13 protein-coding genes and 1 pseudogene are annotated in these 13,375 nt (G+C 35.9%); all 14 read left to right on the top strand.

Annotated features, from left to right (window positions below; genetic code table 11):
* Positions 1 to 66: 66 nt before the first annotated feature.
* The 14 genes and pseudogenes from RCG20_RS03685 (at position 67) to RCG20_RS03620 (ending at position 13,251) form a co-directional block, all read left to right on the top strand.
* Entirely contained in the window at positions 67 to 1,254 is a 1,188-nt protein-coding gene (locus RCG20_RS03685) for an HpcH/HpaI aldolase/citrate lyase family protein (protein ID WP_308182882.1), read from the top strand.
* Positions 1,193 to 2,419, top strand: a pseudogene (locus tag RCG20_RS03680) (phosphoribosyltransferase family protein); the annotation flags it as partial. The gene RCG20_RS03685 and the pseudogene RCG20_RS03680, both read left to right, overlap by 62 nt.
* A gap of 123 nt (positions 2,420 to 2,542) precedes the next feature.
* Positions 2,543 to 3,652, top strand: coding sequence for a cysteine protease StiP family protein (locus RCG20_RS03675; protein ID WP_308184284.1), 1,110 nt, complete (start codon positions 2,543 to 2,545; stop codon positions 3,650 to 3,652).
* Positions 3,652 to 4,455 carry a hypothetical protein gene (locus RCG20_RS03670; protein ID WP_308182881.1) on the top strand — a complete coding sequence of 268 codons (804 nt, stop codon included), beginning with the start codon at positions 3,652 to 3,654 and terminating at the stop codon, positions 4,453 to 4,455. Before RCG20_RS03675 ends, RCG20_RS03670 begins: the two co-directional genes overlap by 1 nt.
* A gap of 451 nt (positions 4,456 to 4,906) precedes the next feature.
* Entirely contained in the window at positions 4,907 to 6,544 is a 1,638-nt protein-coding gene (locus RCG20_RS03665; protein ID WP_308182880.1) for a YceG family protein, read from the top strand.
* A gap of 4 nt (positions 6,545 to 6,548) precedes the next feature.
* On the top strand, positions 6,549 to 7,649 hold the full coding sequence (locus tag RCG20_RS03660; protein WP_308182879.1) for a toxic anion resistance protein: 1,101 nt from the start codon (positions 6,549 to 6,551) through the stop codon (positions 7,647 to 7,649).
* Between the two features lie 46 nt (positions 7,650 to 7,695).
* A complete protein-coding gene (locus RCG20_RS03655) occupies positions 7,696 to 8,307 on the top strand; it encodes a TerD family protein (protein ID WP_308182878.1) in 612 nt (203 codons plus the stop codon).
* Positions 8,308 to 8,457: 150 nt separating this feature from the next.
* The gene (locus RCG20_RS03650) at positions 8,458 to 9,036 is read left to right on the top strand and encodes a TerD family protein (protein ID WP_308182877.1); all 579 of its coding nucleotides are present in this window, start codon (positions 8,458 to 8,460) and stop codon (positions 9,034 to 9,036) included.
* Positions 9,037 to 9,163: 127 nt separating this feature from the next.
* The gene (locus RCG20_RS03645; protein ID WP_308182876.1) at positions 9,164 to 9,958 is read left to right on the top strand and encodes a thymidylate synthase; all 795 of its coding nucleotides are present in this window, start codon (positions 9,164 to 9,166) and stop codon (positions 9,956 to 9,958) included.
* Positions 9,955 to 10,440 (top strand): dihydrofolate reductase, encoded by a 486-nt coding sequence (locus RCG20_RS03640; RefSeq protein ID WP_308182875.1) that lies wholly within the window; start codon positions 9,955 to 9,957, stop codon positions 10,438 to 10,440. The genes RCG20_RS03645 and RCG20_RS03640 overlap by 4 nt, the downstream gene beginning before the upstream one ends.
* A gap of 279 nt (positions 10,441 to 10,719) precedes the next feature.
* Complete coding sequence (locus RCG20_RS03635; protein WP_308182874.1) at positions 10,720 to 10,914, top strand: twin-arginine translocase TatA/TatE family subunit; 195 nt, start codon at positions 10,720 to 10,722, stop codon at positions 10,912 to 10,914.
* Positions 10,915 to 11,013: 99 nt separating this feature from the next.
* The gene (gene tatC, locus RCG20_RS03630) at positions 11,014 to 11,784 is read left to right on the top strand and encodes a twin-arginine translocase subunit TatC (protein ID WP_308182873.1); all 771 of its coding nucleotides are present in this window, start codon (positions 11,014 to 11,016) and stop codon (positions 11,782 to 11,784) included.
* 244 nt (positions 11,785 to 12,028) lie between these two features.
* Complete coding sequence (locus tag RCG20_RS03625; protein WP_308184283.1) at positions 12,029 to 12,280, top strand: DUF2535 family protein; 252 nt, start codon at positions 12,029 to 12,031, stop codon at positions 12,278 to 12,280.
* A 128-nt stretch (positions 12,281 to 12,408) separates the two neighbouring features.
* Positions 12,409 to 13,251 (top strand): DegV family protein, encoded by an 843-nt coding sequence (locus RCG20_RS03620; RefSeq protein WP_308182872.1) that lies wholly within the window; start codon positions 12,409 to 12,411, stop codon positions 13,249 to 13,251.
* Positions 13,252 to 13,375: the final 124 nt, after the last annotated feature.

Here is a 13,375-nt window from a genome sequence, read left to right as displayed (position 1 = left end):
GAACTGGACAAAGTCCGTCCCCTTTCTTTATACTATTTTTGAAAAAAGTGAAGGAGTACGTTAGCTATGCAATTTTTTTCCTATATTAATAATGCTGAGATGGATCAATTATTCTATCAAAAACCACAAACTTTTGATAAACATACAAAGCGGGAATTACTATCTCATGCGCTTGGAGCAACACTTTATATGCCTGCGTTGCGAAAAAATATCCATAAAGATATTTTGGCGCATAAGCATGAAGGATTGACTTCCCTAGTCATTGATCTTGAAGATGCTATTGGTGATACCGAAGTGGAAAATGCGGAAAGTCAACTTGTTGATGAACTCTTGAATTTGTTTCGAGAGAGTAACAAGCGAAATGGATCTACTGCTGATTTTCCGTTACTATTTATTCGTATTCGGCACTTAGAACAGCTTAAAAGAATTAAAGAACAGTTAGGGGAAGCCATCCACCTTTTATCGGGTGTTGTTTTACCGAAATTTGCGCCTGAAACTGGGATAGAACTATTATCAGAAGTAAGCCGAATTTCAACAAATGAACATCCTTTTTATGCAATGCCAATAGTAGAATCAGGTAAAGTAATCCAAAAAGAGACAAGAATAGAGGAATTAACAAATATTAAGCTGCTTTTAGACAAATACAAAAATAATATTCTGAATATTCGGATAGGTGCTACTGATTTTAGTGGACTTTATGGAATAAGGAGAAGCGCTGATACCACTGTTTATGATATTGCTGTTTTAAGGGATTGTATTGCGGACATCATCAATTTTTTCCTAAGAGCAGACAGCCCATATGTTATCTCAGGGCCAGTGTGGGAATATTTTTCATCAAAAGATCGGGTTTTAAAGCCACAACTTCGCCAAACACCATTTCGAAATTCCAGTGGTAATGAAGGCTTAAAGTGGAGAGGCGAATTAATTGAACAGAATATGGATGGACTCATTCGGGAAACCCTTATAGATATTGCAAATGGGTTAACAGGGAAAACGATTATTCACCCTTCACATATCAAAGTGGTTCAAGCTCTAAATGTTGTTTCCTTTGAAGAATACATGGATGCCATTACTATTATCGGAGCAGCTACAGGAGAAATCGGGGTAATTAAAAGCCAGTTTTCAAATAAAATGAATGAAATTAAACCGCATTACTATTGGGCAAAAAAAATGATTTTAAAATCTCAACTTTATGGGGTGCTTAATGAAGAGTACACAAGCATTGACCTTATCAAAAAAGAAGTATGTATTTAATACTCTCGATTTTCTAGAGACAGAAATATCCGTAATGGAGAATTATTTTGATCTCCCAATTGAAGAGTTATTTACAATGGCAGCAAGAATTAATAAAAAACGTTCCTTTCTATTTGTAAGCAAATTAATTGGTAAACATATTCCGATTAGTCCGAAAAAAGGTTTATTGACATCAGCCCTCCTTGCAACACGATATTATGAAACAATCAGTGGTATGAAAAATGAGCGAGAACGGGAACTCATATCCTCATTTTTAATGGACAATCCTTCTTTTGAACCTTTTTCTTTTATACCTGAAACCATTACCCCCTTAATTATTGGCTTTGCTGAGACAGCCACTGCTTTGGGACAAGCGTTTTTTGATTGTTTTGAGGGAGCAGATTACTTCCATACTACAAGGGAATCTCTCCAAGACAAAACTCCTGTGATCACATTTGAAGAGGAACATTCCCATGCTACATCTCATCGCTGCTACATCCCACAAGACATGATTCAAAAAGAACGGGAAATTATCCTTGTTGACGATGAACTAACAACAGGGAAAACGGCAATAAATATTATCTGCTCAATTCATTCTCAGTTTCCAAGAAAGGAATACTCGGTTGTTTCAATCTTAGATTGGCGGTCTGAGGCGGATAAGCAAAGGTTCAAACAACTTGAGGAATCATTGGGAATTAAAATCCGTGTTATTAGTCTAATAGCTGGTTCAGTAAAAGTGAAAAAGCTAAAGGAGATACCTGAGCCAAATGCTAAAATTGACAGGTTGCTAGACACAGAAACAGCGATTGAAATTATTTCATTACCTCCTATTTTTACAACTGTTACAAATAATAATCCTCCTTATTTAGCAGAAACAGGGCGTTTTGGAATTCGGGCTAAAGATAAATACTTTATTTATCCCAAAATTGTAGAAGCCGGCACATTTTTATCAAAAAAAAGATCAGGGAAAAAAACGCTTTGCCTCGGTACAGGTGAATTTATGTATATTCCAATGAAAATAGCATCAGAAATGGGAAAGGGAGTTTTTTATCAATCAACAACAAGGAGCCCTATTTTTATACAAAATGAAGTATCTTATGGAGTGAAATATGGCTTAACATTTCCAAATCCAGAGGACACAGAAGTATCTAATTTTGTTTATAATATCCCAACGGGTTACTACGATGATTTATTCCTTTTCCTTGAGCGGGAAGTAGATATTGAAAACCTTGATTTGTTAGCAAAGGAATTGAAAAAGACTCAAATCAAATCAATTAAGATCGTTTTTTTTGGTAAAAAGGTGAATAAAATGATCAATCAACCAGCAAAAATCGGCACCTATGAACAAGAGGATGTTCTCTTTCTAGTAAAGGATTTAAGTGATATCAAACTTGAAGATTCAACAGAAAATCGTGAAAAAAATATTCAATCTGGCCATCACTATAGTGAATCCCTACCTATTGAATACCAGCCTCCAAAGGCGTACGTTGATTTATTTTGGCGAACACTTGATGACTATAAAGAAAAAGTAGCCTTAAGTATTGGGATAGTGGCCGAACAAATCTATCTTTTAAGAGGGGAAAGGACTGTGTTAGTTTCCCTTGCCCGCGCGGGAACACCAGTTGGAATTTTAATAAAAAGATATATTGAAAGAAAGTTTCATGTATCAATCCCACATTACAGTATTTCAATCATTCGTGATAAGGGGATTGATGAAAATGCGCTTCACCACATCCTTTCACAGCATCCAGGCCACCATATCCAATTCGTTGATGGTTGGACTGGGAAGGGGGCTATTTCACTTCAGTTAACAAAATCATGTGAAATATTCAAAGGGAAATACGGAATTCAGTTAGATGATACAATTGCTGTTATTGCTGACCCAGGCCATTGCACAACTCTTTTTGGAACGAGAGAGGATTTCTTGATTCCAAGTGCGTGTTTAAATTCAACTGTTTCTGGACTGGTAAGCCGTACCGTCTTGAATGATAAATATGTAGGAGTAGGCGAATTCCATGGGGCAAAATTTTACCGAGAATTAATACCTATGGATGTTTCAAATGAATATATTGATAGGATCACACTTGAATTTCCTAAAATTCATAAGGAAGCTGCGCAAATAGCTTTTAAAAAAAAGAGTGTAAAAATTGAAAAAGACTTCTTAGGTATGAAAGACGTGAAAAAGATTCAGGAAGAATTCCAAATAGAAAGCATAAATATGATAAAGCCAGGAGTAGGTGAAACCACACGAGTTCTACTAAGAAGGATGCCATGGAAAATTCTAATGCGCGATCCTTCAAGTCCTTATGTTAAACATATTCTACTGCTAGCTGAAGAAAAGGGTGTCGAAGTCGTCCCTTATCATGATTTAAACTATTTGTGCTGTGGGCTAATCAAATCGGTGAAGGGGATGCAGTAATGATTTTCGCATCAGATCTTGATCGAACATTGATTTATTCAAAGAGGGCATTGGTAGAATTTGGACTCTCAAAAACAACTGAACGAATACCAGTTGAATGCAAAGATGGTCAATGGATTTCCTTTATGACGGCATCTTCATATTCCATACTGAAAGAGATTTGTAGTAGATTTCTTTTTGTGCCTGTAACAACTAGAACAACGGAGCAATTCAAGCGCATTTTCATCTTTAAAAAAGATATTCCAATCACATATGCAATCACTTCTAATGGTGGACATATTTTATATAAAGGTGAAGAATTGGAAGAATGGTCTGAAATTCTTTCTGCAAGACTGCAATGGGAAACGTCTACAATAAAAGAATTACAGTTTTTTTTACAAAAAGAAAGATTTCATCTAGATGGGGTAGTAAAACAGGCAGAAAGTCTATTTTTCTATTTTATTTTAGAAAGCAGTCCCTCACGTTTTGAACTTAATAGGATAAGTAATGCTGTTTCATCCTTTGGTTGGAGGATTTCCCTCCAAGGTCGCAAACTATATTTTATTCCTAAAGCAATTAACAAGGGTGACGCACTTGAGTTTATTTGCAGGAAAGAAGGAAGGGTAGCAATGGCAGGGGCTGGTGACTCGAATCTTGATTGGGATTTCCTAAAACACTGCCGGAACCGGATTGTGCCGATTCATGGTGAACTTGCTTCAAAAGAATCCCTCGATACTTATTCTGTTACTAGTAATCGAGGGATTCTAGCAGGTGAAGAAATTCTTCAGAAATCATTGTCACTTCTTACCGTTCAAACCTATTAGATTTTTCTTTGATTTCTTAAAGACTAAAAAATAAAGGCAAGTAAAAAATAAATAAGAACTGATAAAAATGAGTAAAGATATCTCTATTGAATGATAAACAGGTAGAAGAAGAAGTGAGAGAGATAGACAAATTAAGAATAAATCGATAAATATGAATATTTTTGATAACATAACATCCATTAGGGTGTCCAGTTCTGCGCTAACATCTTTCATTTTAGGCCGCTTATAAATAAACCTCATTTAGGTCACCTTCTTATAAGTGAATACGGTACTATATGATAGGACATGAAGAATGGTGAAAATAAGCCAAATGCCTAGTCTTTTTTTAAATTTGATGCGTAAAAAAATAGGAAGCAAGGAAATAACTGTGATATGATGGTGAAGTACCTTACATAATTTTCAAAAGGGATTGAACAAAAATCTTTCGCTTTCAGAGGGAAGGGATAATTAAATGAATCCATCATATAACCAGTTGCAAATCCACACTTTATCCCTGTCATATGAAAATTGGCTTGGATTAATGAAAAAGCCAATTTCAGAACGACCTGAATTTTCATTGGAAAATGGGATTTTCACTATTGGACAAGTACTTGGAAAGTTCTTTGGCGTCCCCTTGGATGTGGATGAATATTATAATCAGCTTTTTGATTATGTGAATTCACCTGATTTACACTTACATCTGTTAAGTGAAGATTCCCTAGATAAATCCATTAATAATCATCATTTTCAATCGATTCAAAAGGTTCTCAATATCAACAATGAACAGAAATTGTCAATTAATCGTTTTACTGCTTTTCTTGATGGGGAACAGCTTTTGTTAAAGCCGGTGAACACTTTACTCTATCGGAAAATAAGGGAAGCGATGATTTCAACGCTTGAACTGTTTTCAATAAAGGAACCAAGTGGATTGAAAAGTCCGGAATTGAGACGGGTGCTCGTTGACATCGTAAAGTGGAACATAAATCATTTAGAACCAGTAGTGAAGGATGCTGATCCGGAAAAAGAACTAGCTAAATTTCTTTGGTTCGGGGATTTCAAAAAAAGTCATCAATATTTTATCTATTATTTAGCAAAACTTGGCTGTGATATTGTTATCTTTCATCCAGAAGGAAAGGATATTTTAGAGGATATGATGGCAGAGCAGATCTTTGTCCATCATTTTCAAAATAAACGGCCAGTTGAACCATTTCCCACCGAAAAAAGAAGTCGAAAAACAACAGTGGCATATCGAGCATCAAAGGAAATAGAGACTATTCTAAATCAGGAGGGGTCAGGTCTGTATAAGCCCTGGCAATTAAGAGATTACACTCCTTCATCTATAACATTAAAGACGACTTATGATGAACTTTTCATCCTAAGTAAAGCAATAGCCATGATTAGGCCTGATTTTGCAGTAGGAAATGGTCAAGTGAAAATCCCTTCTCTATTTGCTAAAATCCAAGGCGTAAGCAGAAACAAAAAGGAATATTGGGATCGCTTGCAAGCACTTTGCCAATTGGAGAATAGCTTGTTGATCCGTCAATTTCCCTTTACTATGACAACCTCAAATGATTTTCGATTTCATTATCGAAATGCGCATGGGAGTGATGGCTTATTAAGCTATGATAAAATGTTGAAGGCTCATTATTGGACCTACGCTAATCTGCCCAATGGCTTACAACTTGGGATCGCCCATGCAATCAAAAGAATTTGTGAAAAACCTAATTTTAAATTGCTCCCAACTGAAAGTATGGAAGAATTAAGAATTTTTTTGTTTAGTCAGAGTATGCAAATGCCCAAAGATATCATACAGTTATTGGAGAAATTTGATTACTCTCAAGAAATCCCAAAGTTGATTTTATATAACAATGAACTACATGGTATGTTATCAAGATCTGATGCTGCTCTTTTATTGCTTTTAAATCAATTTGGCGTTGATATCATGGTTTATAATCCATCTGGGCATAACGATGTTGAAAATTATCTTGTTGATGGACTTTTTGATACACACTGGCTTGAAGAGGTTATTTTTGAACAGGAATTTAAAGAGTCTTCTAAGTTAAAAAAAGGATTTTTTCAAGGAATATTAAAAAATTTCAAGGGAGATTGAAGAGATGAATCTATCACAGAATCCATCTGCGACTCTAATACCCACCAATCCTGATGATAAATTAACGGAAACAAGGGTATCTGACATCAAATTGGCCCTTAGCAAAGAGCCTGAAGTTCAAAATTTAGCTCGTTCTATTGATGAACGAGATCAAATTCAAATCTTGGAATTTGGGAAAGAGCCTGCTGTTCAAATTTCTCAGTTTTCTGATCAAATCTTAAGTAATATGCGAACAACTAAAGTAGAAGATTCTGGTGAACTGCTGAAACAACTTGGCCGTATTATGGACAAGTTTGATGCAAAGGACTTCCAAAAAACATCTGGTGGTGTATTTGGAAAACTATTTAAAAAAGGCGAAAAGATGATCGAAAAACTTTTCGGGAAATACCAAACAATGGGACATGAAATTGACAAAGTATATGTAGAAATTTCAAAGTTCCAACATGAAATGGTTGAGTCTACCACGATGCTTGAACAAATGTATGAGCAAAACTATCAATATTACTTAACCCTTGAAAAATACGTTGTAGCGGGACAAATGAAAGCAGAAGATCTAAAAAGTAATCAGCTACAACAGCTTGAAGCACGGGCAGCTTCAGGTGATCAACTTGCTTCGATGCAATTAGATACACTAAAGAACGCTATCGAACTTTTGGAACAAAGGGTTTATGATTTAGAAATGGCCAAAATGGTCTCCCTGCAGACAGCACCGCAAATTCGCTTGCTGCAAAGAGGAAATACAAAACTGATTGGAAAAATAAATTCAGCTTTTGTCACAACGATCCCAATCTTCAAAAATGGACTAATTCAGGCTGTAGCCGCTAAAAGGCAAAAGCTTGTTGCAGAATCCATGAGTGAGCTTGATCGCAGAACGAATGAAATGCTTCTAAAAAATGCCCAAAATATATCCAAACAAAGTACTGATATTGCAAAACTCGCAGGTGGTCCGAGCATAAAAATTGAGACTATTGAAGAATCTTGGAATATCATCATAAAAGGCATGCAAGAAACAAAAGCGATTGAAGAAGAAAATAAGCGCATGCGGGTTGAGGGAACAAAACGGCTAGAGCAGCTTCAAGAAAATTTTAAAAGATTAAAACAATAGGTATTTAATTATGTGAATCCAAACTTATTATAAGAGGTGAATGAATTTGGCTATTAATTTGCAAAAAGGTCAAAGAGTGGACTTAACGAAAAGTAATCCTGGGCTTTCTAAAATCATGGTAGGTTTAGGTTGGGATCCGGTTCAAAGTGGTAAAGGTGGTTTATTTGGTTCCCTATTTGGTGGTGGCAGTAGCTCTCAAAACGTCGACTGTGATGCTTCCGTAATTATGCTTGGGGAAAATGATAAACTTCAAAACAACAATGATGTTGTCTATTTTGGGAATTTAAAAAGTAAATGTGGCAGTATTCAGCACTCTGGAGACAACTTAACAGGGGCAGGCGATGGAGATGATGAGCAAGTGGTCGTCGACCTAAACAAGGTCCCAGCAACTATTCAAAAACTTGTATTTGTTGTTAATATTTATGATAGTGTAAAAAGAAAACAGCATTTTGGCATGATTCAAAATGCATTTATTAGAATTGTAAATCCAACAAACCAACAGGAATTACTTCTCTATAATTTAACAGATGATTACAGTGGCAAAACATGTCTTGTTGCAGGTGAAATTTACCGTAATGGAAGTGAATGGAAGTTTGCTGCTGTTGGAAACGGAACAAATGCTGCAAGCCTCGGTGAGGTCGTTCGTTCCTTTAGCTAATTTTTAGCTTCCGTTTTTCTTAGCTAAGCAAAATTTATATCCATAAATTCTGCTAGCGTATAAGGGCAACTACGCTTCTGTCATCGCCCTTATGGGCTCGCCAATCAGCGAGTTTTCTTTATCTAAAACGTTCTTGATGAGGTGAATTGTATGAGTATTAATTTATCAAAAGGACAAAGAATTGATTTAACAAAAACCAATCCAGGATTAACAAAAGTAATCGTCGGTCTTGGTTGGGATACAAACCACTATCATGGTGGATCTGACTTTGATCTTGATGCATCTGCCTTTTTAACAGATGCTAACGGCAAAGTGACGCAAGACAGCGATTTTATTTTCTACAATAATTTAGTCCACTCATCAGGTGGTGTCGAGCATACAGGAGATAATCGTACTGGCGAAGGTGATGGGGATGATGAGCAAATAAAAATTGATTTTAGCAAAGTCCCATCACATGTATCAAGAGTTGCCATTACCGTAACCATACATGATGCTGAATCAAGGAATCAAAACTTTGGTCAAGTTTCAAACGCTTTTGTAAGACTTGTTGATGAGGAAACCAACCAAGAGGTTTTACGCTTTGACCTTGGGGAAGATTTTTCGGTTGAAACAGCTGTCGTTATTTGCGAGCTCTATCGCCATAATGGAGATTGGAAATTTAGTGCTGTAGGTAGTGGCTTTGCAGGTGGTTTAGCCGCTCTTTGTCGCAATTTTGGATTAGAAGTATAATTTACTTATTAAAACTGTCGATGACATCGACAGTTTTTTGTTTGGTGTTTACTATGTTTATTCGACATTTTTTGCTAAAATAAAACAATATGAAGTGATTGACCGAAAATGTATGGGAGTGTTGGTTATGAAGCAATATCTGGATCTTTGTGAACATGTTTTATCAAATGGCCATATAAAAGGAGACCGGACAGGTACTGGAACCATCAGTACGTTTGGGTATCAAATGAGATTTAATCTAGCGGAAGGTTTTCCAATGATGACAACCAAAAAGCTCCATTTGAAATCAATTATTTATGAACTGCTCTGGTTCTTAAATGGAGATACAAATGTGCGCTATTTACAGGAAAACGGCGTGCGTATTTGGAATGAGTGGGCAGATGAATCAGGGGAGTTGGGACCGGTATATGGCCATCAATGGCGTTCTTGGACAGGTGCTGATGGGAATACGGTTGATCAAATAAGTGAGCTAATTGAGCAAATTAAAACCAATCCAAACTCTAGAAGACTAATTGTAAATGCTTGGAATGTAGCCGAAATTGATAAAATGGCCTTGCCTCCATGTCACTGTATGTTCCAATTTTATGTTGCGGAGGGTCGCCTTTCCTGTCAGTTGTACCAACGCTCTGCTGATGTGTTTCTTGGTGTTCCGTTCAACATTGCTTCCTACGCATTACTTACGTTAATGGTGGCCCAAGTATGTGACTTAGAGCCTGGTGAATTTGTTCATACATTTGGTGATGTCCATATTTATCAGAACCATCTTGAGCAGATGAAAATTCAAATGGCGAGAGAACCACGGCCTTTACCGACCATAACGCTTAATCCAAATGTGAAAGATATTTTTTCTTTTGAATTTGACGATTTTGATTTGGATGGTTATGATCCTCATCCACATATAAAAGGGGAGGTAAGTGTATGATATCCTTTGTTGTAGCAATGGATGAAAATAGGGTGATTGGAAAAAACAATCAATTACCATGGCATTTGCCAGAGGACTTGAAATTTTTTAAAAAGGTGACAATGGGACACCCAATTGCGATGGGAAGAAAAACGCATGAATCGATTGGCCGAATACTTCCAGGTCGAGAAAACATAATCATAACCCGGAATAGTGGGTATCATGGTGAAGGCTGTACCGTACTCTACTCCATTCAAGAGTTTGTAGAATATTGCCAAGCAAGTGATGATGAGTTTTTTGTTATCGGTGGTGCGGAAATATTCAAAGAAACATTTCCGAATGTTGATCGCCTCTATCTAACTCGAATACATGAAGAATTTGATGGAGATACTTATTTTCCTGAATTTGATTTAAATAAATGGAAATTAGTATCAAAAGAAAAGGGGATTCGAGATGAGAAAAATCCCTATGATTACGAATTTTGTATTTATGATCGAATATAGGGAAAAAGTAATAAGCTTATATGCTGATATTTTTCGATAGATCATTTTGAATTAGGGAACATTTTATAAGTTATTCTGTCAAATTTGATATCATATTTCGAAAATCATGTGGTTGGCAATCCTTATCTTTAGAAAATGCTCATTGACTTCAATTACCGTTATTGTTAAATTATTTTAGTAAGGTTCATACCTTTTATTCTTTAAAATTTGTTGTAATGGTATTTGTGGCTATTAATTATCGAAATTTATTTAGCAACTACATAAAGGGGATGTATAACCATGTTTTCAAATATCGGCATGCCTGGCTTAATTTTAATTTTAACACTTGCACTAATTATTTTTGGTCCAAAGAAACTTCCCGAAATTGGACGAGCATTTGGCCAGACATTGAAAGAATTTAAGAAATCAACAAAGGAACTTACTGAAGATATAATGCCTGATACCGAGGAAGAAAAGAAAAAATTGACTGAATAAGGTGTATAACGTCGATTGAGACTATTATCAATAGAGATATTTTACGTAGCCTATTTAAAAAATATATACAATAGGTTTTGGAATTGGCAGGGGACGGAAATGGAAGATAAAGAATTACAATTGGTTGATCATTTAGAGGAATTGCGTAAACGGATTATTATATCTGCTATTGCATTTATGATTTTTTTTACCGTTGGATTTATTTATGTGGTTGACATATATAAATGGTTTGTTAAAGGTCTTGACGTAAAATTAATGGTTCTGGGTCCAAGCGATATTATGTGGATTTATTTTACGATCGCAACAGTAATTGCTATTATTGGGACAATTCCAGTACTTGCCGTTCAAATTTGGTTGTTTGTAAGGCCTGCACTTCGACCGGTTGAAAGAAAAATAACACTTACTTATGTTCCTGCACTCTTTTTCTTGTTTATCTCAGGTTTAGCATTTGGCTATTTTGTGATTTTTCCGATGGTATTTAAATTCCTCGTAAATTTAGGTGGGAATATGTTTGTCACTAATTTTACTGCGGAAAGGTACTTCCAGTTTATTATGAATATGACTCTTCCTTTTGGGGTGCTATTTGAGCTCCCAGTAGTGGTCATGTTCCTTACTTCACTTGGGATTATTAACCCATTTATCCTATCGAAAATTCGTAAGTATGCCTACTTTGTCCTTGTTGTCATTGCAGTCGTAATAACTCCACCAGACTTCATGTCTGATTTTGTTGTAACAGTTCCATTGTTGTTGCTATATGAAATTAGCATCAACTTGTCTAAGGTTGTTTATCGGAAGAAGTTGAAAAGGCAGCACGAGGAAGATGACTTAGAATTAGACGACGATAGCGATGAAGAAACGGAAATAATGTAAGAGCATTTTATCTTCAATATTTGAACTATAATACAAAAAAACAGCCCTCATTCTATGTATAGAATGGGGGTTGTTTTTACCTTTTTCTATCTTGGTTCTTCCAGTTTTGAAACTATTACAATAAAAATACATTTCCACTAAGTAACTTGATAAATATTTTTTAAAATCCAAGCATAATTAGACACATTTCGAGGTTGTTGTCATGTATAATAGTATCAAACGGGTGAAAAAGAGGATTGATATTTTGTTATTTAAAAGCCTAGAGTTCAAAAATGTTGTTGGACAGAAGGTTAAAGTCACGGATATTCCTGTATTGGAGGAAGATAACCCTTATAAGTTTATGATCCAAGTCCGTTTGCAAACATTTATCACATCAATCTATTTTGAAAAGAATCCGAAAAAATGCTACTCTTTTAAAGATTATTTGAAAAGGGTCCTGAAGTGGCCTGACTATAAACAGCTCTTTGAAGCTGGAGAATTAAAGCATAATGCCTAGAAACATTGAGCACCGGATATCCGGTGCTCTTTTTAGGTATATTAAATTAAAGAAAAATGGACAATTTATATAAATGAGGTGGCTTAATAGGTATAATAAAGATGAAGTGTATTAGTAGGAGTGAATATATGAGTAAAATCAAGATTGTCACAGATTCCACATTAGACATGTCGGATGAAGTGCTTAAAAACTATGATATTGAAATTGTTCCCTTGTCGGTAACTATAAATGATGAAACCTATTTAGACAGGGTAGAAATTAATCCTGTTGATTTTATAAAAATGATGCGTACTTCAGCTGATCTTCCTAAAAGCTCGCAGCCTTCACCAGGTTCTTTTTTAGAGGTGTATGATCGCCTTGGTGAAGAAGGGTATGAGGTGATTTCTATACATATGACGGGGAAAATGAGCGGGACAGTCCGTTCGGCCGAAAGCGCAGCAAAGATGTCAAAGACCAAAGTAACCGTATTTGACTCAGAATTTATTTCGAAAGCTCTTTCCTTTCAGGTCAAGGAAGCTGCTGAAATGGCTAAACAAGGACGGAGTATGGAAGAAATCATTAGCCGCCTTGAAATAGTACGGAGCCATTCAAATTTGTATATTATGGTAGATACTCTTGAAAATCTTGTTAAGGGAGGAAGGATTGGTAAGGGAAGGGCGTTTATTGGATCATTATTGAATATAAAACCGATAGCTTCTCTTGAAGGAGCTGAGTACCATCCCGTTGCCAAAGTCCGTAGCTATTCACAAGTCGTCAAATACTTTGCAAAGCAGTTTACTGAGGATGTGAAGGGAAAAACAATTCGTGGTGTCGGGATTGTCCATGCCGAAGCATCAGAACTAGCTTTGAAAGTTAAGGAAAGTATTTTTGAATTAACAGGATATGAAGATATTGAAATTGATTACACTAACCCAACTGTTATTACGCATACAGGAGAGGGTGCTATCGCACTAATGTATTACTTTGATTAAGCTAAGCGTTTGCAGTAGACCTTTCCAAAGGTCTATTTTTTTGGGCTAAGCAGAATTTATATCTATAAATTCTGCTAGCGCAAAAGGGCAACTATGCCTAATCATTGCCTTTAGGGACTCGCCA

The organism is Neobacillus sp. PS3-40 (genome assembly GCF_030915485.1).
GTDB lineage: Bacteria > Bacillota > Bacilli > Bacillales > Cytobacillaceae > JAUZPL01.
Note: the sequence above shows the minus strand (reverse complement) of the source record. Positions and strands in the feature narration are given on the sequence as shown.

Bases quoted from the DNA above. Each gene is read 5' to 3' on its own strand.
- RCG20_RS03670 (WP_308182881.1), top strand. From the start codon at position 3,652: ATGATTTTCGCATCAGATCTTGATCGAACATTGATTTATTCAAAGAGG.
- RCG20_RS03635 (WP_308182874.1), top strand. From the start codon at position 10,720: ATGTTTTCAAATATCGGCATGCCTGGCTTAATTTTAATTTTAACACTT.
- RCG20_RS03640 (WP_308182875.1), top strand. From the start codon at position 9,955: ATGATATCCTTTGTTGTAGCAATGGATGAAAATAGGGTGATTGGAAAA.
- tatC (WP_308182873.1), top strand. From the start codon at position 11,014: ATGGAAGATAAAGAATTACAATTGGTTGATCATTTAGAGGAATTGCGT.
- RCG20_RS03665 (WP_308182880.1), top strand. From the start codon at position 4,907: ATGAATCCATCATATAACCAGTTGCAAATCCACACTTTATCCCTGTCA.
- RCG20_RS03685 (WP_308182882.1), top strand. From the start codon at position 67: ATGCAATTTTTTTCCTATATTAATAATGCTGAGATGGATCAATTATTC.
- RCG20_RS03675 (WP_308184284.1), top strand. From the start codon at position 2,543: ATGATCAATCAACCAGCAAAAATCGGCACCTATGAACAAGAGGATGTT.
- RCG20_RS03620 (WP_308182872.1), top strand. From the start codon at position 12,409: ATGAGTAAAATCAAGATTGTCACAGATTCCACATTAGACATGTCGGAT.
- RCG20_RS03660 (WP_308182879.1), top strand. From the start codon at position 6,549: ATGAATCTATCACAGAATCCATCTGCGACTCTAATACCCACCAATCCT.
- RCG20_RS03645 (WP_308182876.1), top strand. From the start codon at position 9,164: ATGAAGCAATATCTGGATCTTTGTGAACATGTTTTATCAAATGGCCAT.
- RCG20_RS03650 (WP_308182877.1), top strand. From the start codon at position 8,458: ATGAGTATTAATTTATCAAAAGGACAAAGAATTGATTTAACAAAAACC.